The 22,361-nt window shown below is 47.4% G+C and carries 24 protein-coding genes; 11 read left to right on the top strand and 13 right to left on the bottom strand.

All coding sequences use genetic code 11. The features are described 5' to 3' along the window. Positions 1-11: 11 nt before the first annotated feature. Complete coding sequence (locus C8N47_RS15750) at positions 12-230, bottom strand: hypothetical protein (protein ID WP_146161550.1); 219 nt, start codon at positions 228-230, stop codon at positions 12-14. A 50-nt stretch (positions 231-280) separates the two neighbouring features. Between C8N47_RS15750 and C8N47_RS15745 the strand changes: the two genes are divergently transcribed. From C8N47_RS15745 to C8N47_RS15735, 3 genes are all read left to right on the top strand, one after another. Next, entirely contained in the window at positions 281-970 is a 690-nt protein-coding gene (locus tag C8N47_RS15745) for a tetratricopeptide repeat protein (protein WP_107823530.1), read from the top strand. 70 nt (positions 971-1,040) lie between these two features. Then, positions 1,041-1,526 (top strand): 6,7-dimethyl-8-ribityllumazine synthase, encoded by a 486-nt coding sequence (ribH, locus tag C8N47_RS15740; protein ID WP_107823529.1) that lies wholly within the window; start codon positions 1,041-1,043, stop codon positions 1,524-1,526. A 256-nt stretch (positions 1,527-1,782) separates the two neighbouring features. Beyond that, a complete protein-coding gene (locus tag C8N47_RS15735; protein WP_107823541.1) occupies positions 1,783-2,517 on the top strand; it encodes a nucleotidyltransferase family protein in 735 nt (244 codons plus the stop codon). Positions 2,518-2,590: 73 nt separating this feature from the next. On the opposite strand, the gene C8N47_RS15730 is transcribed toward C8N47_RS15735, so the two are convergent. The 3 genes from C8N47_RS15730 to C8N47_RS15720 all read right to left on the bottom strand — a co-directional run bounded on the left by C8N47_RS15730 (position 2,591) and on the right by C8N47_RS15720 (position 4,993). Next, positions 2,591-3,061 (bottom strand): Spy/CpxP family protein refolding chaperone, encoded by a 471-nt coding sequence (locus C8N47_RS15730; RefSeq protein ID WP_146161549.1) that lies wholly within the window; start codon positions 3,059-3,061, stop codon positions 2,591-2,593. A 202-nt stretch (positions 3,062-3,263) separates the two neighbouring features. Next, entirely contained in the window at positions 3,264-4,106 is an 843-nt protein-coding gene (locus C8N47_RS15725) for an HAD-IIB family hydrolase (protein ID WP_107823527.1), read from the bottom strand. A gap of 14 nt (positions 4,107-4,120) precedes the next feature. Next, the gene (locus C8N47_RS15720) at positions 4,121-4,993 is read right to left on the bottom strand and encodes a pyridoxamine kinase (protein ID WP_107823526.1); all 873 of its coding nucleotides are present in this window, start codon (positions 4,991-4,993) and stop codon (positions 4,121-4,123) included. Between the two features lie 316 nt (positions 4,994-5,309). Between C8N47_RS15720 and dapB the strand changes: the two genes are divergently transcribed. From dapB to C8N47_RS15695, 4 genes are all read left to right on the top strand, one after another. Next, on the top strand, positions 5,310-6,026 hold the full coding sequence (gene dapB, locus C8N47_RS15710) for a 4-hydroxy-tetrahydrodipicolinate reductase (protein WP_107823524.1): 717 nt from the start codon (positions 5,310-5,312) through the stop codon (positions 6,024-6,026). A gap of 3 nt (positions 6,027-6,029) precedes the next feature. Continuing rightward, the gene (gene lepB, locus C8N47_RS15705) at positions 6,030-7,370 is read left to right on the top strand and encodes a signal peptidase I (RefSeq protein ID WP_107823523.1); all 1,341 of its coding nucleotides are present in this window, start codon (positions 6,030-6,032) and stop codon (positions 7,368-7,370) included. Between the two features lie 88 nt (positions 7,371-7,458). After that, entirely contained in the window at positions 7,459-7,788 is a 330-nt protein-coding gene (locus C8N47_RS15700) for a LapA family protein (protein WP_107823522.1), read from the top strand. 6 nt (positions 7,789-7,794) lie between these two features. After that, positions 7,795-8,436 carry a WbqC family protein gene (locus tag C8N47_RS15695; RefSeq protein WP_107823521.1) on the top strand — a complete coding sequence of 214 codons (642 nt, stop codon included), beginning with the start codon at positions 7,795-7,797 and terminating at the stop codon, positions 8,434-8,436. A gap of 47 nt (positions 8,437-8,483) precedes the next feature. Here the strand turns inward: C8N47_RS15695 and C8N47_RS15690 are convergent, their stop codons facing one another. Together C8N47_RS15690 and C8N47_RS15685 are read right to left on the bottom strand one after the other, a co-directional pair. Continuing rightward, positions 8,484-8,909 carry an NUDIX domain-containing protein gene (locus C8N47_RS15690; RefSeq protein ID WP_107823520.1) on the bottom strand — a complete coding sequence of 142 codons (426 nt, stop codon included), beginning with the start codon at positions 8,907-8,909 and terminating at the stop codon, positions 8,484-8,486. Positions 8,910-8,920: 11 nt separating this feature from the next. Further along, the gene (locus tag C8N47_RS15685; RefSeq protein ID WP_107823519.1) at positions 8,921-9,706 is read right to left on the bottom strand and encodes a C40 family peptidase; all 786 of its coding nucleotides are present in this window, start codon (positions 9,704-9,706) and stop codon (positions 8,921-8,923) included. Between the two features lie 168 nt (positions 9,707-9,874). On the opposite strand from C8N47_RS15685, the gene C8N47_RS15680 reads away from it, so the two are divergent. Together C8N47_RS15680 and C8N47_RS15675 are read left to right on the top strand one after the other, a co-directional pair. Then, complete coding sequence (locus C8N47_RS15680) at positions 9,875-11,941, top strand: HD family phosphohydrolase (protein ID WP_107823518.1); 2,067 nt, start codon at positions 9,875-9,877, stop codon at positions 11,939-11,941. Positions 11,942-11,983: 42 nt separating this feature from the next. Next, positions 11,984-12,223, top strand: coding sequence for a hypothetical protein (locus C8N47_RS15675; protein WP_170111422.1), 240 nt, complete (start codon positions 11,984-11,986; stop codon positions 12,221-12,223). A gap of 442 nt (positions 12,224-12,665) precedes the next feature. Here the strand turns inward: C8N47_RS15675 and C8N47_RS18800 are convergent, their stop codons facing one another. From C8N47_RS18800 to C8N47_RS15650, 6 genes are all read right to left on the bottom strand, one after another. Beyond that, positions 12,666-12,833 (bottom strand): hypothetical protein, encoded by a 168-nt coding sequence (locus tag C8N47_RS18800; RefSeq protein ID WP_170111421.1) that lies wholly within the window; start codon positions 12,831-12,833, stop codon positions 12,666-12,668. A gap of 205 nt (positions 12,834-13,038) precedes the next feature. Next, complete coding sequence (locus C8N47_RS15670; protein WP_146161548.1) at positions 13,039-15,438, bottom strand: LysM peptidoglycan-binding domain-containing protein; 2,400 nt, start codon at positions 15,436-15,438, stop codon at positions 13,039-13,041. A 76-nt stretch (positions 15,439-15,514) separates the two neighbouring features. After that, positions 15,515-16,501 (bottom strand): dihydroorotate dehydrogenase-like protein, encoded by a 987-nt coding sequence (locus C8N47_RS15665; protein ID WP_107823515.1) that lies wholly within the window; start codon positions 16,499-16,501, stop codon positions 15,515-15,517. A 70-nt stretch (positions 16,502-16,571) separates the two neighbouring features. After that, the gene (gene gltA / locus C8N47_RS15660; RefSeq protein ID WP_107823514.1) at positions 16,572-18,041 is read right to left on the bottom strand and encodes an NADPH-dependent glutamate synthase; all 1,470 of its coding nucleotides are present in this window, start codon (positions 18,039-18,041) and stop codon (positions 16,572-16,574) included. Positions 18,042-18,043: 2 nt separating this feature from the next. Next, positions 18,044-18,874, bottom strand: coding sequence for a sulfide/dihydroorotate dehydrogenase-like FAD/NAD-binding protein (locus tag C8N47_RS15655; RefSeq protein WP_107823513.1), 831 nt, complete (start codon positions 18,872-18,874; stop codon positions 18,044-18,046). 175 nt (positions 18,875-19,049) lie between these two features. Then, entirely contained in the window at positions 19,050-19,550 is a 501-nt protein-coding gene (locus C8N47_RS15650) for a metallophosphoesterase family protein (protein ID WP_107823512.1), read from the bottom strand. Positions 19,551-19,616: 66 nt separating this feature from the next. Between C8N47_RS15650 and C8N47_RS15645 the strand changes: the two genes are divergently transcribed. Both C8N47_RS15645 and C8N47_RS15640 read left to right on the top strand, forming a co-directional pair. Continuing rightward, positions 19,617-20,111, top strand: a complete 495-nt coding sequence (locus C8N47_RS15645) for a SixA phosphatase family protein (RefSeq protein ID WP_107823511.1) — start codon at positions 19,617-19,619, stop codon at positions 20,109-20,111. Positions 20,112-20,126: 15 nt separating this feature from the next. Then, positions 20,127-20,831 carry a 16S rRNA (uracil(1498)-N(3))-methyltransferase gene (locus tag C8N47_RS15640; protein ID WP_107823510.1) on the top strand — a complete coding sequence of 235 codons (705 nt, stop codon included), beginning with the start codon at positions 20,127-20,129 and terminating at the stop codon, positions 20,829-20,831. A 3-nt stretch (positions 20,832-20,834) separates the two neighbouring features. Here the strand turns inward: C8N47_RS15640 and C8N47_RS15635 are convergent, their stop codons facing one another. Continuing rightward, positions 20,835-22,070 carry an aminotransferase class I/II-fold pyridoxal phosphate-dependent enzyme gene (locus tag C8N47_RS15635; RefSeq protein ID WP_107823509.1) on the bottom strand — a complete coding sequence of 412 codons (1,236 nt, stop codon included), beginning with the start codon at positions 22,068-22,070 and terminating at the stop codon, positions 20,835-20,837. Between the last annotated feature and the right edge of the window lie 291 nt (positions 22,071-22,361).

The raw sequence follows: 22,361 nt of genomic DNA, 5'->3' as shown, positions 1-22,361 counted from the left end.
AAACAGCAAAACTAATAAATTACCGGCAGCATCTGCGGTGCCAGCCCGAGATTATCGGTCGCAGCCCACGGCCACCAGACCAGCAACAACATTCTCCGGCTGGTTATCAGCCCCATGTCCACTCCGTTCCCAGCCTGACATAAAAACCGGCAGCCTTCCGAAAAATAACCAACAGCAAGCTGTTGATTAATATGAAATTTTATAAAAGATTTCTGGTTCATGTTTTGCAAAAAAGTATATTTTTGCGTCACAAACATTATGGAATAATCATACTTAAAATATGGCAACAAACAAAGATCACAAGCAAGACGACAACCTGATGGAAGTTGAAAATGCACTGACAAAATCAGAGCAATTTATTGAAGATAACCAGAAAATTTTGAGCATCGTAGTCGGCGCTATCATAGTTGTTATCGCGGGTTACCTTGGTTTCACAAAATTATATGTGGCACCCAAAGAGAAAGCAGCACAGGAAGAAATGTTCTTTGCAGAACAATACTTCGAGAAAGACTCATTCAACCTGGCGATTAACGGCGACGGAACAAATCCGGGCTTTTTGGATATCATTGAAGATTACAGCGCAACACCGGCAGCCAATTTGGCCAATTACTATGTGGGCATTTCGTACCTGCACATTGGGCAATACGAAGAAGCGTTGGACTATTTGAATGATTTCAGCACCGACGATCTGGTTTTGGCTCCTGTACTGGAAGGCGCTAAAGGCGATTGTTACGCAGAACTGAATCAGGCGGATAAAGCACTGAGCGCCTACAAAAAGGCCTATTCAATTGAAAATGAGTTTACAACTCCGGTTTATTTACTGAAAGCCGGCCAGTTGATGGAAACACAAGGCGAATACAGCGATGCTCTGGAAGTGTACCAACAAATTAAAGACGACTACCCCGCATCGACCGAAGCTCGTACAATTGACAAGTACATTGCGCGCGCCGAAATGGAATTGAATAAATAAGATCATCGAAAATATTTTTGAAGAATCCCCTCATTGCAGGGGATTTTTTATTTTTGCAAAAAACAAGACAATGGCAACAAAAAACTTATCAGAATACGATTTGGCTTCCGTACCTTCAGCGGAGCAAATGAAGTTCGGAATTGTAGTCGCCGAATGGAACTACGAGATTACTGGAGCATTGGCCCAGGGAGCTATGGATACCCTCATCAAACATGGCGCTAAAGAAAGTAATATTGTGCTGAAGCACGTACCGGGAACCTTCGAGCTTCCACTGGGCGGTCAGTTTTTAGCTGAATACACGCAGGTTGATGCCATCATCCTGATTGGCTGTGTGATCCAGGGCGATACCCGTCACTTCGATTTTATTTGTGATGGTGTTACACAGGGAACAACCGATTTGAACCTGAAGTACAACAAGCCGTTTATCTTTGGAGTATTGACAACCAACAACGAACAACAGGCACTCGACCGTGCCGGAGGTCGTCTGGGGAATAAAGGCGACGAAGCTGCTGTTACCGCCATCAAGATGGTTGCTCTGAAAAACGAATTGAAATAATTACAAGAGGTTGTCCAAAAACGGAGATTCCCGATTTTATCGACTTAAAATCGTTAGTCAATTTTTCATTTACCCCTTCCTACCCACCGGCAGACGGGCAAACATCTTCGGCTTCTGCCGGAAGGCTTAAGTCCCCTTTAGGGGATTTAGGGGTCAGCAACTTGGGCTGGACTTGCAATTTGACAGTACCGAAAAAAACGCACTGGACTTTTTTTTGGACACCCTCTTTTTCTTTAATCTGACAAACTACCGCAGGATGAAAGCCATGCTTTTTGCCGCCGGTTTAGGAACCCGGTTAAAACCACTCACCGACAATAAACCCAAAGCGCTCGTTGAAATTGGAGGGATCACCCTTCTGGAGCGCTGCATAAACCAGCTCAAAGAAAACGGCATCCGCGACATTGTCATCAACATTCATCACTTTGGCGATCAGATTAAAGATTTCCTGAAACAACATCAGAACTTCGGTCTTTCCATAGCCATCTCCGACGAGCGCGATGCTTTGCTGGATACCGGAGGAGCAATTCTAAAAGCCAAGCCCTGGCTAACCGGCAGTGAGCCGATTCTGCTCATCAATGTGGATATCCTGACCAATCTGAATTTCAAGGCACTGCTCGACGATCACCTCCGGAATAAGGCCTTGGCGACCCTGGTTGTCCGACGGCGCTCAACATCGCGTTATCTGCTTTTTAAAGAGCAAATTTTGGTTGGATGGGAAAACAAAAAAAGCGGAGAAATAAAAGTTTCCCGCCCCGGGGAGATTGCGGAGGCCGAAGAATTCGCCTTTAGCGGCATTCACCTCATACAGCCGCAGTTGCTGGATAAAATTACCGAAAGCGGCAAATTTGCGATCATTGATTTGTACCTGCGACTGGCCAGGCAACACACCATCCGCGCCTTTGTTGATTCATCGTCTGTTTGGATGGACCTGGGTAAAATAAGCGAACTAAGCCAGGCCGAAGAGTTGGTACGAAGTCTGGACGCTGATTAGTTAGAACCGGCGCTAAAATGTCAAAAGTTAAGCCGCTCCCGGAAGGAAGCGGCTTAACTTTTGAGCTCATCATTTATTCTTGTCCTTCCCCGGGAGGAGGTCCCGGCCGGCGTTCTTTCATCCGCTCAGCACGCTCCTTAACAATCTGATCGTACTTAGCCTTTTGTTCTTCTGTCAACAGGTTTTTAATTTGTTCGTCCTGTTTCGTCATGCGGGCTTGCATCTCGGCGCGCATTTTTTCGCGATCCATCTGCTGTCCTTCTTCACGAGCTTTTTGCATTTCTTCGCGGCGTTGTTCAAACTCGGCTTGCTGCTTCTCCATATTGGCCGTTAGCAATGCCTTTACCTTAGCGGTTTGTTCGTCGGATAACTCCAGCTGTTTCTGCAAACGGGCAGTTTGATTTTCCACCCGCTCTTCCGGATTCATTCGGTGCGGACGCTGGCCTTGTTCGGTTTTTGACGGACGCTGACCACTCCCCCGTTGTGCCTCGGCTACGCTAAGCAAGCCAAGAAACAAAACTGCGATAACGAATAACTTCTTCATAAATTTCACTTTTAAGTTTATAAGCTTTCTGCATTTCCTCGATGAATTTTCATTCAATATTATTTCAAAATGCGTTTTTGATTGAAAGTCGACAGTTTGACTAAGCAGTTTGTTGTGCGTTTAATGGTCGCAAGCAAAAAATGCTGTTAAAGAATGTGAAACGGCGTTCATTTCGCAAGAAACAAATTCCCCGGCCTCGTTATTAGTCGAACAAATGATTGCCGACAGAACTGCTAAAACCACTTTCTTCGTTGCTGGGTGCTTTCAAATATTTATGCTTCAGCTCCTCGGGACTGTTTTCAACCAGATACGAGATTGACGTAAAATCGAGCAATTCCAAATCGTTGTAGTCATTCCCAATGCTAAAGGTTGAGTTTTGCGGGATATCGTGCAGCTTACATAAATATTGAATGGCATTTCCTTTGGATACGGATTTATGAAAGATCTCCATCCACACATAGCCGGTTTCCAAAGGTGAGCTGGCGCGCAACACTTTGATGTCGTCAAAATGCTCTTCCAACTCTGCTTTTAACCGGTCAAAATCTTCAGCCTGCTCAAAGATGACCAGAAACTGACAAGCATCCGTATCAATTTGTCCCGTTTCGGGTAGCAAGCTGGCATATTGATGGTGGAACGAATAATAACGTTCAAACTCCTGACACAGATGCTCGCCCCGATAATACCAGCAATACGAATTTTCGGGAATTCCCCGAAAAACATAAAAATTGAAGCGCTTTTCAACCAGCACATCAATAATCTGATTCACAGTAGCCTGTTCAATATTCTTTTTATACAGCAGCTCTTGGTTCCGGCAATCGTAAATGCCGGCCCCTGTGGAAAAGGCCACATAATCGAATGGCGCATGATCCGGAATCACTTCTTTCACTTTCCGGAAATCACGCCCCGTGGCAACCACGCGTAAGATGCCATGTTCGCCTAAAAATTCGAGCATCGCCCAATCTTCCTTGCTGATGGATTTATCGCTGCGCAACAAGGTTCCGTCCAGGTCGGTAGCCACCAAAGCTATTTTCTTTCTGTAATCCATGATCTTTCGTCTGCTTAATCTAACAATTGATAACTACTTATTTGCACCGGCGCATTCAGCGAGGGCAATACTTTCTCGATTAATATTCCTTCGGCCGGAAGATGATCGTGGCCAAAAGTTGCCCGAACGCCCATCGAAATAAAATGCACCGCACGGTCCAGTGCTATCGGGAGGCTGTCGCCCTGCAACAAGGCGCCAACCATCACGCTGGCAAAGGCATCGCCCGTACCGGGGTAGTTCGCCGGCAAATAGTCGCAGCTTACCCGCCAGTAACGCTTATCCTCAGCGTTGTAGGCTATCACCGATGTTTTATTGGGGAGAGCCTCTTCGGGCACACTGGTGATAATAACTTGCTGCGGCCCCAGCTCCGACAAACGAACACACCAGCTCTTCAGCTCGGCAATACTCACTTGGGGGCGGTACGGTTCTCCGAGCAAAAAAGCGGCTTCGGTCAGGTTTGGCGTAATCACCTCGGCCTTCGACACCAGCTCTCTCATCTTTTCCACCATCGGCGGGTTGAAGGCAGCATACAATTTGCCATTATCACCCAACACCGGATCCACAATCACCAGCTGTCCGGCAACGGCAAAATCGTCAATAAAGTCCTTCACCAGGTCAATTTGCCCCACAGCCCCCAGGTAGCCCGAGTAGATGGCATCAAACTGAATATTCAATTCCTTCCAGTGCTGAATCATCTGTGGCAGCTCGTTGGTCAGCTCGCGCCCGCTAAAGCCGGGGAAAGCACTGTGCGAGGAAAGTACCGCCGTTGGTAACGGACATACTTGCACGCCCATAGATGATAAAATGGGAATGACAACGGTTAACGAAGCGCGCCCGAAGCCACTCAGGTCGTGAATGGCCGCAACACGCTGCAAATGGTTTTTCATCGTTCAAAATTTTTCTAAAAATACAAAAGTCCGCTCTATTCGAACCGCAAAAACGGGCACAAAAGTCGCGCAAAGCTCAGCAGCAAACAGGCAAACACCTAGGCCCGGCATGGCAATGCCCTGTTCCCATATTACACAAATAAAAAGCCGGTTGCCCGCTACATCCGGCAGTTTACCGAAAAATTGAAGCTTAAACAGCCATTCGTGATAGTTTTGTAGTGTAATTTTTATCTTTGTAAACCTTGAATCAAAAATAACAAAGCGGTTTGGATACAACAGATTCCAATCACACCGCACTAAATAACATTAGATTTTTATGAAGATTGCACTTATTGGTTACGGAAAAATGGGCAAAACCATTGAGCAAATTGCACTCGACCGTGGACATGAAATCGTTTTAAAAATAGACATCTCCAATCAAGCTGACTTGACAGTAGAAAACCTCAAAAAGGCAGATGTTGCCATCGAGTTTACCATTCCCAAATCGGCAGTTGCCAATTATAAACTTTGTTTCGAAGCAGGCACTCCCGTAGTCAGTGGCACCACGGGCTGGTTGGAACATAAAGAGGAAGTGGAACAATTGATGAAAGCTAAAAACGGCACCTTCTTTTATGCATCCAATTTCAGCTTGGGGGTAAACCTGTTCTTCGCCCTGAATAAGAAGCTGGCTAAGCTAATGGCCGGCCGTGAAGGTTACGATGTTAGCATGGTGGAAGTACACCATACCCAAAAGCTCGATGCTCCCAGCGGAACAGCAATCTCGCTGGCCGAAGACCTGTTTGAAAACTACCCGGCCAAAACAAGCTGGACTTTGGAAGCCCCCAAATCGGCCGAACAAATGCACATCGAGGCCATCCGCGAAGGACAAGTTCCGGGGATTCACCGCATAAAATATGAATCAGAAGTAGATCATATCCTGATTGAACACGATGCCAAAAGCCGGCATGGTTTTGCCTTAGGGGCTGTTTTGGCTGCCGAATACAGCCACGACAAAAAAGGCATGTTAAACATGAATGATCTTTTAAACTTATAATTCATGAGAAAAATATTGACCAACAGATGGTTCAAATTCGCTGTGGTAGGTCTTCTCTACAGCTTGTGGGTCGTATGGCTTGAAAATTACTGGTGGCTGATCGGACTGGCCATCATTTTCGACATCTATGTAACGCAAAAAGTACATTGGGCATTCTGGAAAAAGAAAAACCCACCGGGAGGCAAACAAACCAAAGTTGTTGAATGGGTTGATGCCATCATCTTTGCGGTGATTGCTGCCACCTTTATCCGGATGTTTTTTATTGAAGCCTACACCATCCCGACGCCATCGATGGAAAAATCGATGTTGGTGGGCGACTTTTTATTTGTCAGCAAAACATCGTACGGACCTAAAATTCCCAACACCCCCTTGTCGTTTCCCTTTGTTCATCATACCATGCCGATGACCAAAAATACACCTTCGTACTTAACATGGATTGAAAACGACTACCGCCGGATGGCCGGTTTCGGAAAGGTGAAAAACGATGATGTTGTTGTGTTTAACTTTCCCGAAGGCGATACGGTAGCCACCAATATGCAAACGCAAAGCTACTATTACCTGGTGCGCAACTATGGGCGCGAGCGGGTTTGGAGCGACAAACGTACCTTTGGCGACATTGTTAGCCGTCCGGTTGACAAACAGGAAAACTACATTAAACGCTGTATCGGCATCCCCGGCGATGTGCTGGAAATAAAAGACGGACAAGTTTATGTGAATGAGCGTCCTCAAACTCCAATCGCAGGTATCCAATACGACTATATTGTGACGACCAACGGTATTTCCATCAACCGCAAAACGCTGGAAGATATCGGCATTTCCCGCTCGGATCAGCAAGCCTTCAACGGCACACAGTTTTTGTTCCCCATGACGGATGAGCAGGTTCAGAAGATTGAAAAGCTGAGCAATGTAACATCGGTGAAACGGGTAAATATGGCTGCCGGCAACTGGGATCACAACATTTTCCCGTTTAGCGAAAAATATCCCTGGAATGTGGATAATTTCGGACCGCTTGAAATTCCGAAAAAAGGGCAAACTGTAGATCTGACTATTGATAACCTGCCCATTTACCATCGTATCATTGAGACTTACGAAGGGCATAAGCTCGAAGTTAAGGACAACACAATTTACATCGACGGCAAAGCCGCCACCCAGTATACCTTCGCTATGGACTACTACTGGATGATGGGCGACAACCGCCACAACTCGGCCGACTCGCGCTACTGGGGCTTCGTTCCGGAAGATCACATTGTGGGCAAGGCTGTTTTCATTTGGCTATCCCTGGACAAAGAGAAGGGTTTCCCGGCAAACATTCGCTGGAAACGTCTGTTCTCCTTTGTTCATTGATAAATATTTTAGAGTTTAAACACGAAAGGATAATCCGCCATTAGGTTGATTATCCTTTTTTTCATTATTTTACCTGAAAAAATAAGCCATGTCTGCTGGAATTATCATTTTACTTGTTTTGGCACTTTTGCTGGTTATCTTCACGCTTCAAAACAGTGTTGCCATCGACCTTAAACTACTGTTTTGGCAGCTTTCGGATGTTCCGTTGGTACTTACCCTGGTGGTTTGCGTTATCACCGGCTTCCTGATTGCAGCGCTGTTGAACTACCCGAAGATCTGGTCGCTGAAGTCGAAAATCAAGGCCTTGCAAAAAGAGCTTACAGAACTCAAAGCGAAACAAAGAGAAGCAGCAGAAGAGGATCACCCCGAAGGTATTGAGATGAAAGGTGGTTCCGACAATGACTTATTCAACGTCTAGTATTTCATGCAAGAAAATCCGATCCTTTTAAGTACGGCCTATTTGCCGCCGGTACAATATATCAGCAAGTTCATCAAACATGAGCACATCTGGCTGGAAGCTCACGAGCACTTTGTAAAACAGACCTTCCGAAACCGGGCTGTTATTATGGCGGCCAATGGCCCCGAATCATTGATTATTCCCACTGAAAAGGGACGAAGCCAAAAGCAGAAAATTACCGATCTGAAGATTTCGTACGATACCAACTGGCAGCATATTCATTGGAATTCGATTGTGTCGGCCTACAACTCCACCCCCTTTTTCGAAATTCTGGAAGCTGATTTCAGACCTTTCTTCGAAAAGCGCTACGACTATCTTTTCGATTTTAACCGGGAAATTCTGGATACTATTTTCGGAATTCTGGAGATCGATCCGACAATTTCGCTCACCAACGATTTTGAACTGATTCCGGAAGATTGCCTGAATTTCAGAGAGGCCATCCACCCCAAGCAGCAAAAAGCCCTGCCCGATCCGGCCTTCGAAGCAGCACACTATACGCAGGTATTCGACGATAAACACGGCTTTACCCCCAACCTGAGTATCATCGATTTGCTTTTTAACTGCGGATCGGAAAGTTATGAGACAATTTTGCGCAGCATCCCCCGATAAGGGGACTAAAGAATAGCCCAGGCAGGCTGCGCTTATCGAATGGTGAATTAATCGGTTAACACACGCTGGCGAAACAGCTCAATCAGCTCGGCATGGTCGAATGCCAACTCGGGTAACCGATCCAGTGCAAACCAGGCTGCTTTTTTCGCGTCGTCGCCTCCCTGCACCAGTGCATCCTCGTGTACGTAGCCATAAAATACCACCGAGATGGTCCGCCCGCGCGGATCACGATCAACCTTGTCGGCAACCATAAAGTGCTCCAACCTTGACAGCTCCAGGCTTGTTTCTTCCTGCAGTTCCCGCCGGCAGGCATCCTCCAGACGTTCATCCATGTCGACAAAGCCGCCAGGAAGCGCCCACTGCCCTTCAAAGGGTGCACTACCGCGCTGGATTAACAACAACTGCTTGCTTTCGGCCTTCAGCACAATAGCATCAACCGTTAGTGCCGGACGTGGATATTTGTAGCTATACATCAAATTCAGGTTTAAGGTAGAATACGTTTCATCACCCGCATCTTATGCGAATACTGCTTGGTATCGACATTGAAGATTCCAAACTGATCAACATTATCGATACGCACTTTGCCCGACGCATGGATAATTTTGTTCTTTTCCCAGATGATGCCCACATGCACAATATGCCCTTCGTCATTATCGAAAAAGGCCAAATCGCCGGGTTGCGCTTCTTCGACAAAGGTCAGTGCTTCGCCCAGGTGGACCTGATCCTTGGCATCGCGGGGCAATTTGATACCGACCATCTTGTAGATAATCTGCGAATAGCCTGAGCAATCGATACCAAAAGGCGACCGCCCGCCCCACAGGTAAGGAGCGTTAAAATACATCAGTGCCTGGCGGATCATGAACTTGCGCAGCTCGGCGGGCTGATGATAGCTGAATTTACCGGTCATCTTAAAGGTTTCGCGACCAATGGAAAACTCATGTTTGTAAGGCCTCCAGCAGGGCAAGGAACTTCCGGCGACAATCATGATATTTTGCTCATCGTCAACCGGAATCAGGTTAAAAATATCGATACAAACAGCTACCGGTGCTTTTTCTATTTTCTCGAAAGTACGCTCCGCAAGAGGGGTGATCATCTTCAAATCCACCCATCCTTCGTAACCATCATAAGCCAGAACAATGCGACACCAGCCCATCATCTGTTCGTGTACTGAAAAATGCTCACCAAAAAGTATTTGAGTGACCATTTCGCTTCGTTCCGATGGTTCTTTGCGAACCGGAATAATACTTAAACCCGAAATCCCGTAATTCATCTATCAATTACAATTTTACAAAAACAACACGCCCTTTTTCGCTCTGCCATCCCCGCAGAAATCAATGCCAATGGGGCGTTTCATCAAAGAAATTATTATTTTTAATTTTCAAAGATAGCAACTACTTGCTTAGATAAAACCGCTAGCTTGATCTATAAATAGGTATTTATGAAAAAGTTATTAACCCGTCTTGGTCGATACTACAATGTTTTTCTGATCGGCCTGTTGTTTTTGGCCACCATTTTCATGTTGTTTCTACTTGTTCCGGGCGAGAGTCGTTTCCGGTACGAGTTCCAGAAAAATGCTCCCTGGAGGCACGAAACCTTAATTGCGCCCTTCAATTTTGCCATTTATAAAGCCGACGATCTGGTGAAAGCCGAGCGTGATTCTGTAAAAAAACAGTTCGTCCCCTACTATTTAAAAGACAGCCTGGTGAGCATTCAGCAATGTAAAAACCTGGAGCTGGAGCTGCAAGGCTTAAGTGGCGAACTTGCCGGCTTAAATGCGGAAAACACCGGGGCAATTGTCAGGATCCTTCAGCAAATTTACCAGGCCGGAGTGATCGCTCAGTCGCCGGAAACGCATCCCATTTTAAAGGATCGGAAGAAAATGTTTGTCGTGCAGGATAAAATTATCCAGGAGGTGTTGATCGATTCCCTCTACTCGTTGAAAACTGCTTTTCAGGCATTAAGCGACACTGCCCGTTCGTTGCTGAAGGACGATTATAACCTGCTAAACCAAAATACCAACCTGGCCAACTACATTCAGGCCAACCTGAACTATGGCGAGGAATACAACCAGCAGGAGCTAGACAAAGCGCTCATGGCCGTTTCCGAAACTCAGGGGATGGTACAGGCCGGAGAACGAATCATCTTTAAAGGCGACATAATTACGCCTGACAAGTTTTCAATTTTGAACTCGCTAAAGAGAAGCTACGAAACCAAACAGGGACAAAACATCGACCGTTATTTGCTGATCAGCGGCAAATTAATCATTGTCATCGCCTGTATGCTGATGCTGATTCTTTACCTGGCTTATTTCAGAACCGAGATTTTCAACGAAAAGCGGCATCTAACCTTTATCCTGATGATGATCGTGTTGATGACCTTCACATACCGTTTTATTCTTCAGCACGATTTTATCAATATTTATGTGGTACCTTTTGCGATATTGCCGATCTTGCTGCGCATATTTTTCGACTCCCGAACGGCCATCTTTTCGTTGCTGGTCACCTCGCTGCTGATTGGCTATTTTGCGCCCAATAATTACGAATTTATCTTTTTAAACCTCATCGCCGGCTTCATCGCTGTTTTCAGCCTCGACAAGCTGCATCGCCGGTCGCACCTGGTATTCACAGCCCTGTGGGTATTTATCACTTACAGTGTGCTTTTCATTGCGCTGCAGATGATCCAGGAAGGAAATATTGAAGCCATCCAATGGAACGACCTGGAGTGGTTTGCCGGCAATGCAATGCTCATTCTGTTGGCCTACCCGCTGATCTATATCTTTGAGAAACTGTTTGGTTTCGTGTCCGATGTTACCCTGATTGAGCTGTCGAACACCAACCAACCCTTGCTGCGCAAGCTGGCCGAGGAAGCTCCCGGCACCTTTCAGCACTCGCTGCAAATTGCCAGCTTAGCCGAAGCGGTTATTCACCGTATCGGCGGCAACCCTTTCCTGGCTTATGCCGGTGCTCTGTATCACGACATTGGCAAAACCAACCAACCCGTCTATTTCATCGAAAATCAATCGGCCGGCATGAGCCCCCACAACAATATGGGCTACAAGGATAGTGCCCGGGTGATTATCGATCATGTTACCTATGGCGAACGGCTGGCCCGGCGCCACAAACTGCCCGAGGTGCTCATTGATTTTATCACCACGCACCACGGCACCATGCAGGCCAAATATTTCTATACGCTTTATAAGAATGAACATCCCGAAGAGGCCGCCGATCCGAAAGATTTCACCTATCCCGGACCACGGCCGCAAAGTAAGGAAACAGCCGTTGTGATGATTATTGATGGCATTGAAGCTGCCACCCGTGCCCTGAAGGAGAAAAACCGCGATACCATACGCGAGGTCATTGAAAAGATGGTACAGGCCAAAATTGATGACGGACAGCTCGACAATGCCTCCTTAACGCTGCGGGAAATAACCATCATCAAGCAAACCCTGCTCGAAAAGCTGATGAACATCTATCATGTCCGCATCGAGTATCCGAAAGAAAAATAAGCCCGGGGACAATGCTCATTGCGCCCCGGAGGAATGGACAAGTTGAAAGAGACAATTTTCAGAGATTCTTTGGGAATCACCAACAGGGAGGAAAGCTTACGATTTTTCGACCAGGCTGTTGTCGTGGTTTTCAAAAGTTATCAAGTTGTTGTCCAAAACAGCATCACCGAGCAAGGAGGTGGTTTGATTAATGAGGAAGAGTTGGGACAGAGTGGCCTATTTTTATCAAGAGTTCACATTCGAAAATGCTATAAAGATAAGAAACAGAGTGATGTTTCTTAAGAGACCGAAATCAAACGAAAAGCTCCGAAAAATCCCGGAGGGATGACATTTGGGTAGCTTTGACATTTCCGCGGGTAAAATTCCGTCCCGTACGGGACGGGACATCTGCTGTTTGGACATACGTGCTTCGGATATCCTGTTGTCGTGGTTGTCTCAAGTTGGCGGGTTGTCATCCTCAGAAGCATTAACCAGCAAGAATAACGTTCGATAAATGAGAATAAGTCGGGAGGCGGTTGGCCTATTTTTATCGAGGCCGAGATCAAAGGAAAAGCTTAGAGAATCCGGTGATCTCCGCTCCGGCAGCTGCCGGATTGGAGATCACCCGGTTGAACTTAGCTTTTCGGCAGATGGCGGTTGCAGATAAAAATCAGCCATGACTTTTTTGTTTCGTTTTTGTGTCACTACAAAAATGAAAACCCGTCCGGTAGGACAAAGTTCCTCTTTAATCAAAAGTAGAAATAGAAAAAGCAGTCGCGTTTGGAACAACGCCCACCAACGCAAGTTTGCCACCAAATGAGTCGTGGTTTTTGATTGGAGCAGAGTCGACATTCAAAGCATTCCCGATGCGGTTGAAAATCGCATCACCCGGAGCGACTTTCAGAAAAAACATTCATGATTCGGAGGAAATCACCAACAAGAATGGAAGTTTGGTATGTTTTGACGATGCTGTTGTAGTTGTCGTCAAAAGTTGTCGGGTTGTCGTTCCACCTCTCATCAAAACCAGTTATTGGCATTGCAACTAAGCGCCTCTGGGTGGTTAGACTTTCAGAAATAAAAAGGGGAACCAGTCTAGCTTGTTCCCCTTTTCATTGTTATTAGTTTGTTCCGCTGATCTGGTAGAGCGGGCGTCCGATAACTCCGTTCATTCGGATCGAATAATCGGGTTGGTATTTCAAGATAAATAAACCGCTATTCATATAACCGCCATCGCGGTTTACCTTTTCGAACTGAAACTCGCCCTGTGTTAAATCCACCTGGTGGTAGGGCAAACAACCGATAAAATCTTTTCCGTAGTTGTATAAAGCCGACATAAAGTAGAAAGCAACATCGTAGCCCTGGTAGCTAAACTGCGAGGGTTCGGCGTTGAAGTTGGTCCGGAACCGAGGCAGAAAACGATTCACCACCGGCGATCTATAATCGACATAGTAAGGGCTCAACAAGTTCATCTGCAGATGGTGGTAATATTCGGTTTGAATGCTTTTATAACGCTGAAAATTCGACAGCCCAATCAAACTTACCGGGTAGTTTTCGGCCACCGCATTTAGGTTGGTCACCGCCACACTCACCTGCGCTTCAGTTGCCGAGGGAATGATAAATACATTTTCCTGATCTTTACTCAAGATCCGTGAAAGGCCCAGCGAACCTTCGCGCTCCAGGTTGTACTCATGGAACAACACCTGCTTGCTCTGATCGCGATAGGGCGAAAAGAAAAACTTTTCGCGTGTCAGATCCACCAGTTTGGCTTCGGGCAGATGCTGATAATTACCCATCGACAAAACAATGAGATTCTTATCGAAATATTCATCCGCAATATAGTTGGCTGTCTTCTGAATCAGGAACTCTTTGGTCGGGTTTATCTTGAAATAAAAAGGATTTGTTTCCTCTAAATTGCCCGACGACGATAGCGGCGACACCATCGGTATTCCGCGCATTTTGGCGTAGTCGGCCACCGGCCCTTGCAGCTCGGGGAACACCGGCCCGATAATCAGGTCGACCTCCTTGAAGGAGGGCTGATACAGAATCGAGCTGATTTTGGCAGCACTCTGGTTGGTGTCGAACACATGCAGACGGATGTTCATCCCAGCCCGTTTCATGCTGTCAACAGCCAGTAAAACCCCTTCGTAGAACTCCAGAAAACTTTCCGAACGAGGATAAACAATGCGGTTCTCGCGGATTGTAAAAGAATCAGTCATCAAGGCCAACTGTTCTTCGTAATCCTCGGCTTTCGGATCGGGTAACACGCGGACGCGGTTCACCGTATCGTTGGCTTCGAGGTAGAGCGGCAACAACAACGCCACATCATACTGCTCGAAGCGGGCAGCCGGATTGGGCTGGCAAACAGCCGGTGCATCCTCCGGGCTAAAAGCCAGCGAATAGCGGTAGTTTTCCTGTTCATCCTGATCGTCAAGCTCGGGAGTGGCATAGGTGAAGTTGGATGTTTGGCCGGCTTCGGTGCTATCTGTTGTTTCGGGCTGTTGCTCTTCGCGCGGAATAAGAATCGTCTCTCCCTCAACCAAACCGCGGTATTCCAACACCGGGTTCACCTGTTTCAGCTCGGCAATAGTTAAATCGAAACGTTTTGCCAGGCCGTAAACGGTTTCGCCACGCTGAACAGTGTATTGGCTGAAGGCCGCTTTGTTCTCGGGCACCACCTCAAAATCGGGAACATTCTTATAGGGAATGCGAATGCGCAAACCAGCCTTCAAGCCTTCCTGCAAAGCCGGATTATAAGCTTGTAGTTCGGCTTTGGTAGTCTTGTACTTTTGCTCAAGGCTCCAGAAAGTTTCACCACTTTGTACCAGATGAACAAAAAAAGATCCGGCTTCGACAGCCATTTCAGTTGTAGCTTTTGGCGTTGTATCAGCAGTCTCCTGTGCCGGTTGCACCGGTATCTTCAGGTTCATCCCAACGGTCAGCCGCTCACCGGCCTGAGGGTTCAACTTGATAATTTCGGAAATGGCGACTTTGTACCGACGAGAAATGCCGTAAAGTGTTTCGCCGGGGCTCACCTGGTGATCCACCGTCACGGGCTCGCGAACCAGTTCTGTTTTGGGAGCTGTTTCAGCTTTGCGGCGTATTCGCTCCAGATCGGCCCTGTCGGGTATGCGTAAAACATCCTTTTTACGTATTCCGTTGCGCGCCTCGGGGTTGTATTTCAGAATATCGTCGACCGTCACTCCGAAACGTTTGGCAATATAATGCAAGGTGTTTCCCTTCTTCACCTTATAGGTATAGAATGAGGGCAATTCCTCCTGTGCCAATGGTTTGCCGACAACCGGGACACTTAGCACCTGTCCCTGTTTTAAACCGTTTTTCAGAATCGGATTGGCAGCAATCAACTCCGTCTGGCTCAGGTCGAATGCTTTACTCAGCGAATACAGTGTCTCCCCCTGCTTAACCGTGTAATTTACATATTTGGTCGCCTCCGGTTTCGGCTGCGCCCCGGTAAATCCCCCGTATAAAAGCAGACCTAACACTAAAAAAGAATATTTCATGTTCGTTTTTTTCAAGATTTGCGCTCCTGTTTATTCGGCAACAGCAACAAATATGCCGTTGTCGACCGAATAACTGCTAATAGCTAAAACCGCCAAAATAGTTCATAAACTGAACGCGCTCCCAAGCATCAATCTCCTTGGTTTTCAAGCTCAATTTGCCTTTAAACTCATCAATTGTCTGATAGCCCTTTTGATCCATCCACTGGCTAATGGCAGTATTGAATTTCTCAATAACACCGGGGCCTTTCTCATAAATAACCGATGCAACCTGCACGGCATTTGCTCCGGCCAGTAAAAACTTAATGGCCGTTTCGGCTGTCAACACCCCTGTTGTTCCGGCCAGCGGACAAGCCGATTTGGGGCTCAGAATGCCTGTCCAGCGCAAGGGCAGTAAGTACTCGTTGCCACTGCTCAAAATCTCCGAGGTCACCAAATCTTCCGCATCAATATCGATATCGGGCGAATAGAAACGGTTGAACAACGTTATCCCGGCAATGCCGGTTTGCGACAGTTCGCTGACCACTTTGGCCAGATTGGAAAAATAATGACTGATTTTCACCGACACTGGAATATGCACCACTTGCAGCACTTTTTGCACGGTGTCGAAATAAAAATGCTCGTTAGCCGTGTGGCTCCTGTTTTCGTTCGAGGGCACAATAAATAGATTCAACTCCAGCGCATCGGCTCCGGCTTCTTCAATTTTGCGGGCAAACTGCACCCATTCCGTTGAAGTGGTACAATTTACGCTGGCCACCACCGGAATATCGGCCACCTTCTTTGCATCGGTAATTAGTTGCAGATAGCGCTTCAGGCTTTCTTCCTTAATCACATAGTCGAAATAGTCGAAGTACTCCGGGTCGGGCGCTAACTCATTTGGGCTATTCAGCTCAGCTTCAAACTGAAGATGAATTTCTTCTTCGAACAGCGATTTCAACACGACCGCACCGGCACCGGCTTTTGCTATTTTCTCAATTTGATCGACTTTCGCAGTTAAGCTGCTACTTCCAGCAATAATGGGGCTTTTCAGGTCTAAGCCAAAAAAACGAGTTGATAAATTCGCCATAAGATCTGTATTAAGTTCGTATCAGTTTTAATAGAATAACAAGCAGCAGGATCAAAATCCTGCTACAACTTTAATTTCCCTGTAAATAGTTGTGCATTCCGGCAGCGGCACGACGACCATCGCCCATAGCCAGAATAACCGTTGCACCACCACGCACAATATCGCCGCCCGCAAACAATTCAGGCATCGAGCTTTGCATGGTCTCGGCATCCACCTCGATGGTTCCCCAGCGGCTTACCTTCAGCTGAGGCAATTCTGAAGGCACCAAGGGGTTTGGCGACACACCAACGGCCACCACAACCACATCAACGGGGATGTCGTACTCCGAGCCTTCGATCACTACGGGACGACGACGACCTGAGGCATCAGGCTCGCCCAGCTCCATGCGTTGCACGCGCATGCGGTTTACACGTCCCTTGTCGTCGGCAAAATACTCCGTGGGGTTGGTCAGGTTGATAAATTCAATACCTTCTTCTTCGGCATGATGAATTTCCTCAACCCGGGCAGGCATTTCTTCCCGCGAACGACGGTAAATAATCATGGCCCGTTCGGCACCTAAACGCTTGGCTGTACGCACCGAGTCCATCGCAGTATTCCCGCCGCCAATTACCGCGACATTTTTACCGCGCAATACCGGCGTGTCGAAATCCGGATCGGACGCGTTCATCAGGTTCACACGGGTCAGGTATTCGTTGGAAGAAAGAATACCATTGTAGTTCTCGCCCGGGATATTCATAAAACGCGGTAAACCCGCGCCACTAGCCACGAAAAAGGCTTGGTAACCTTCTGCTTTCAAATCGTCGAAGCTGGCCGTGCGCCCCACGATAAAGTTCCGCTCAAAGCGAACGCCCATTTTCTCGAGGTTCGACAATTCAACATCAACAATTTTGTTCGGCAAACGAAACTCCGGGATACCGTATTTCAACACACCGCCAATTTCGTGCAGCGCTTCAAATACGGTAACCTCGTAGCCCAGCTTAATCATATCGCCGGCAAAAGCCAGCGATGCCGGACCGGAACCAATAGCCGCTACTTTCATGCCGTTTTTCGGAGCTGTTTCCGGCACCGTCATCTGTCCGCTTTCGCGCTCAAAGTCGGCGGCAAAACGTTCCAAATAGCCAATAGCTACGGGCACTTTCTTCAATTTTAAGGTATAGAAGCAGCTGGCCTCGCACTGTTTTTCCTGCGGGCATACCCGGCCGCAAACAGCCGGCAGTGCCGATGTTTCCTTCAGTGTTTTGGCGGCCTCAATAAACTCGCCGCGCTCAATATTTTTAACAAATTTCGGGATGTTAATGCTTACCGGACAGCCTTCGATACAAGTTGGGTTCACACAGTCCATACAGCGCTGTGCTTCTTTCACGGCTTGCTCAACGGTCAGCCCCAGGTTTACTTCGCGGTTTTGGTAGCACACCCGCTCCGACGGATTCATCTCCGGCATCTTTACACGCTGGATTTCACCGCGTTCTTTATTCTTAATTTTTCCACGCAGCTCAACCCGCCACGCTTGTTCTCGTTGTTGTTTGAGGTATTCCTGCATGATTAGGCGTTTACTGATTGGTGATAACGTTCAAAAGCTTCTTTTTCTTCTTCTCGGTAGCATCCCAGGCGAAGCATCAACTCGTCGAAATCGATTTGATGGGCATCAAACTCGGGGCCATCCACACAGGTGAAGCGGGTTTGACCGCCTACGCTGACCCGACAGGCACCACACATTCCTGTACCATCAACCATAATGGCATTCAGGCTGGCCTGGGTCGGAATCTCGTATTTTTTAGTTAACAGCGAAGTAAACTTCATCATCACTGCCGGACCAATGGCAATACACTCATCGACCTGTTCGCGTCGGATAACTTCCTCGGCTCCGGCAGTCACCAAACCTTTGCGGCCATAGGAGCCATCGTCCGTCATGATAATCACCTCGTCCGACCACTGACGGATTTCATCTTCGAGGATGATCAGATCCTTACTGCGCGCGGCCAAAATCGTGACTACGCGGTTTCCTGCCTTCTTAAAACCTTCAACAATGGGTAACAGCGGAGCCACCCCTACACCACCGCCACAGGCCAGCACGGTGCCAACCTTTTCGATGTGTGTTGCTTTTCCCAGCGGACCGACCAAATCCAGAATTTGATCGCCGGGTTTCATCTCGCAAAGTTTTGTTGATGTTACGCCCACCTTTTGGGCCACCAGAGTAATCGTACCGGCCTTTTCATCGGCTCCGGCAATCGTCAAAGGAATGCGCTCGCCATGTTCGTCGATGCGCAATATAATAAAATGACCAGGTTTGCGGGAACGGGCAATACGCGGGGCCTTAACCACCAGTTTCACCACATTTTCCGAAAACACTTCAACCTTAATAATTTCGTTCATTCAATAATGTCTGTTAGCGATCTTTGTTTAGTCTGCAAAAATAACACTGTCGCAGCAAGAAACCTTATCTTCCCACTTTTTTTAGGAAGAATTTAAAATTGACCGCTTGTTCAGAAACCCGCAGCACGACTTCTTACTGACCTCTTTGAAAGGGTTTTCCGCCGATTCGCGATTCTCAGAACTTCGTCCGCTCAAACTCATGCACTTCCAGATCGCGAATTTCGCGGCCATCAATCACAAAGCGCACGGCCGTACAACTTTTATGAAATCCCTTATTGCCCGCCGCCCCTGGGTTAATATGCAGGCAATTGAACTTTTTGTCGTAAATCACCTTCAGAATATGCGAATGGCCGGCAATGAAAATCTGCGGAGCTTTTTGCTGTATCTCGCGCCGCATGCGGGCTTCGTATCGTCCGGGGTAACCACCAATATGAGTCATCAGCACATCTACCTCCTCGGCAAAAAAGCGCAGGGTCTCGGGGAACATCCGGCGCAAAATGTGCCCGTCGATATTTCCGTAGACCGCCCGCAGCGGCTTAAAAGCTGCCAGCTGATCGGCCAATTCCACAGTTCCGATATCGCCGGCATGCCAAAGTTCATCCACATCTTTCAAAAACTTCAGCGTTTTATTGCTCAGCATACCATGCGTATCGGATATCAATCCAATCTTCTTCATTATTTATCTTTTCCTTTGGTTCGAACGCCTAAAAATAGTTTAATTTAGTCCCAAAAATCAGAATAAATGAAACGAGTTGTAATTGTCAGGCATGCCAAAGCCGTTCCTTACGGGTACGACGATGATTTTAACCGGAAGCTTCGGGACAGCGGCAAAGAAGACGCTGCCTTGCTGAGTGAAAAGCTGAAAGAGCTGTATGTATCTCCGGATCTGATTATTGCCAGTCCGGCAAAACGAGCTTATAAAACGGCAAAAATTTATGCCGAAACTTATGGCTACGCCAAAGAAAATATTCAGAAAGATGAAGACCTGTACGACGGCTTGACGACCATGGATTTTATTGACATGCTGCATACGCTGCCCGCCGAAATGGAAACGGTTTTTGTATTCGGCCACAACCCAACGGTGCACTACCTGGTCAATAACCTGGTTCGTTTTTTCAACAGCGACACCCCTACCTGCTCAACAGCCGTTATCGAGTTTGAGGTTGACCGCTGGAACCAAATTTCGTCGCGCGAAGGCAAGCTGACGATGCACCTGAAGCCCCGCAATTACCGCTAAAAAAAAGAGACTTACATGCATTTATTTTACACGCCCGACCTGAATGGGAAAAACTATACTTTAACCGAAGAAGAATCGAAACATGCCATTCGCGTGCTGCGCCTTCAGGCGGGCGACATCATACAACTGATCGACGGGAAAGGCAATTTCTCCAACGCCCGCATTACCGATGCGCATCCCAAACGCTGCTCTGTTGAGATTGTAGATACCCGGCACGAATACGGCAAACGCAAAAGCTGGCTGCACATTGCGGTAGCCCCGACCAAGAACATCGACCGCCTGGAATGGTTTCTCGAAAAAGCCACCGAAATTGGAATTGATGAAATTACCCCGGTTTTGTGCGAACATTCGGAACGGAAAGTGATAAAAGACGACCGATTGGAGAAAGTAATCGTTTCGGCTATGAAACAGTCTCTGAAAGCCTATCTGCCCAAATTAAACCCGTTGACACCCCTCGGCGAATTGCTGAATGCCGATTTCGAGGGCAAGAAATTTGTAGCCCACTGCTACGAACAGGACAAGCGCCAATTGAAAAACGAAGTAGCCGGAAGCCTTTCGAACCTGGTGCTGATTGGCCCCGAGGGAGATTTCTCGGAGCGCGAAGTGAGCGAGGCCATAACCAAGGGCTTCATTCCGGTAAGCCTGGGTGAAAGCCGTTTACGAACCGAAACCGCCGCCCTTGTCGCCTGCCACACGTGTAATTTGCTCCATGAAGACTAAGCCTTAGATTTTTGCCAGGGCTTGTTCAATGTCAGCCATTAAATCGGCGGCACCTTCAATACCAACCGACAGGCGCATCATGCTTGGCCGGATGCCGACAGCAAGACGTTCTTCCTCCGGAAATTCAATATAAATGGTTGAATACGGGTGAATAATCAGCGACTTGTTATCGTTCAGATTGGTTGCCCGCCGGATAATCCCGAGTTGATTCATGAACTTGAAACAAGCCTCCTGCGATTCCAGATCGAAGGTCATCACGGTTCCCGGTTTGCCGGAGAACTGCTTCACGGCCAGCTCGTAGCCCGGTGTTCCGGGAAGGCCGGGATAAGTTACTTTCACAACCTTGGGATGCTTTTGCAAAAACTCGCCCAGCACCATACAATTATTATAGCATCGCTCAACACGCAGCTCGAGCATATCGAGCCCCATGATCTGGTAATGCGCCGTATGTGCCGTCATGGAAGCTCCCGTGTTGCGGTAATAGTTCTTGCGTAGCTTTGAGATGAAGGCATCCGGACCAAACTTGGCGGCAAAAGCAGCTGTATTAGGGTTGTTCGACCAATCGTACAAACCATTATCGAGGATGACGCCGCCAAACGAAGTTGCCCCACCCGAGATAAATTTCGTGGTCGACATCACTTCAACATGAACGCCCAGTTTTTTCGAGTTCAACACCACCGGAGGCGTAATAGTACTGTCAATCATCAGCACAAGATGATACTTATTGGCCAGGGCAACCAAGGCTTCAATATCGGCGATTTCCAGTTGCGGGTTGGTCACTGTTTCGAAGTAAATCAGCCGGGTGTTGGCGTCAATCAAAGCCTCAACCGCCTCCGGCTTGGTGGTATCAACAAAACGGGTTTGCAATCCGTAGTTGGTTAAGCTTTCGCTAAACAAGGCAAAGGTGTGACCAAACAGATGGTTGCCCGCAATAATATTGTCGCCTGTTTTACACAACGACAGGATGGTATTGGTAATTGCCGCCATACCGGAGGCAACAGCTAAAGCCTGATGAGCGCCGGTCAGGGTCTTCATCTTTCGCTCGAAATACTCCAGCGTTGGATTGCTGGTGCGCGAATACACATGCGCGGGCAGCTCGCCGCGGAAGTTCGCAGCAATATCCTCGGAAGAAGCAAAGTCGAAAGCGATGGACTCGTAGATGGGCATATCCAACGCACGATGCGGATCGTCCTTCGGGAAAGGGATATTCAGCGACCGGGTGGTAAAACTTTTTTCCATTCTTCAATTTTGTTTTTATCGGTAATTTGATGTGACAATTGCCATTGCCACCGCAAAAATAACAGCTTTGTGGCGAATTGGTTTGTATTTTATTCGTCGTCCTTCTCTATAGATCGTCCGATTTTCAGACTTCAGACGATCAACATTTGTAATCTCTTAATTTTGCGGGCTTTGCCACGCCATCCCGCAAACATACAAAAACACAAAACACCCGATGATTATAAAAGCCCAACAAACCATTCCTTTCAATATGGAAGGAAATAAGACAATCCGGTTGTGCTGATTTGTTAA

It is taken from the genome of Mangrovibacterium marinum, assembly GCF_003046625.1.
Lineage (GTDB): Bacteria > Bacteroidota > Bacteroidia > Bacteroidales > Prolixibacteraceae > Mangrovibacterium > Mangrovibacterium marinum.
Note: the sequence above shows the minus strand (reverse complement) of the source record. Positions and strands in the feature narration are given on the sequence as shown.

Bases quoted from the DNA above. Each gene is read 5' to 3' on its own strand.
- C8N47_RS15665 (WP_107823515.1), bottom strand. From the start codon at position 16,501: ATGGCGAATTTATCAACTCGTTTTTTTGGCTTAGACCTGAAAAGCCCC.
- C8N47_RS15655 (WP_107823513.1), bottom strand. From the start codon at position 18,874: ATGAACGAAATTATTAAGGTTGAAGTGTTTTCGGAAAATGTGGTGAAA.
- C8N47_RS15695 (WP_107823521.1), top strand. From the start codon at position 7,795: ATGCAAGAAAATCCGATCCTTTTAAGTACGGCCTATTTGCCGCCGGTA.
- C8N47_RS15640 (WP_107823510.1), top strand. From the start codon at position 20,127: ATGCATTTATTTTACACGCCCGACCTGAATGGGAAAAACTATACTTTA.
- C8N47_RS18800 (WP_170111421.1), bottom strand. From the start codon at position 12,833: ATGTTTTTTCTGAAAGTCGCTCCGGGTGATGCGATTTTCAACCGCATC.
- C8N47_RS15685 (WP_107823519.1), bottom strand. From the start codon at position 9,706: ATGAATTACGGGATTTCGGGTTTAAGTATTATTCCGGTTCGCAAAGAA.
- C8N47_RS15690 (WP_107823520.1), bottom strand. From the start codon at position 8,909: ATGTATAGCTACAAATATCCACGTCCGGCACTAACGGTTGATGCTATT.
- C8N47_RS15680 (WP_107823518.1), top strand. From the start codon at position 9,875: ATGAAAAAGTTATTAACCCGTCTTGGTCGATACTACAATGTTTTTCTG.
- C8N47_RS15735 (WP_107823541.1), top strand. From the start codon at position 1,783: ATGAAAGCCATGCTTTTTGCCGCCGGTTTAGGAACCCGGTTAAAACCA.
- C8N47_RS15650 (WP_107823512.1), bottom strand. From the start codon at position 19,550: ATGAAGAAGATTGGATTGATATCCGATACGCATGGTATGCTGAGCAAT.
- C8N47_RS15645 (WP_107823511.1), top strand. From the start codon at position 19,617: ATGAAACGAGTTGTAATTGTCAGGCATGCCAAAGCCGTTCCTTACGGG.
- C8N47_RS15745 (WP_107823530.1), top strand. From the start codon at position 281: ATGGCAACAAACAAAGATCACAAGCAAGACGACAACCTGATGGAAGTT.
- C8N47_RS15725 (WP_107823527.1), bottom strand. From the start codon at position 4,106: ATGGATTACAGAAAGAAAATAGCTTTGGTGGCTACCGACCTGGACGGA.
- C8N47_RS15700 (WP_107823522.1), top strand. From the start codon at position 7,459: ATGTCTGCTGGAATTATCATTTTACTTGTTTTGGCACTTTTGCTGGTT.
- C8N47_RS15670 (WP_146161548.1), bottom strand. From the start codon at position 15,438: ATGAAATATTCTTTTTTAGTGTTAGGTCTGCTTTTATACGGGGGATTT.
- ribH (WP_107823529.1), top strand. From the start codon at position 1,041: ATGGCAACAAAAAACTTATCAGAATACGATTTGGCTTCCGTACCTTCA.
- C8N47_RS15720 (WP_107823526.1), bottom strand. From the start codon at position 4,993: ATGAAAAACCATTTGCAGCGTGTTGCGGCCATTCACGACCTGAGTGGC.
- C8N47_RS15635 (WP_107823509.1), bottom strand. From the start codon at position 22,070: ATGGAAAAAAGTTTTACCACCCGGTCGCTGAATATCCCTTTCCCGAAG.
- lepB (WP_107823523.1), top strand. From the start codon at position 6,030: ATGAGAAAAATATTGACCAACAGATGGTTCAAATTCGCTGTGGTAGGT.
- dapB (WP_107823524.1), top strand. From the start codon at position 5,310: ATGAAGATTGCACTTATTGGTTACGGAAAAATGGGCAAAACCATTGAG.
- C8N47_RS15730 (WP_146161549.1), bottom strand. From the start codon at position 3,061: ATGAAGAAGTTATTCGTTATCGCAGTTTTGTTTCTTGGCTTGCTTAGC.
- gltA (WP_107823514.1), bottom strand. From the start codon at position 18,041: ATGCAGGAATACCTCAAACAACAACGAGAACAAGCGTGGCGGGTTGAG.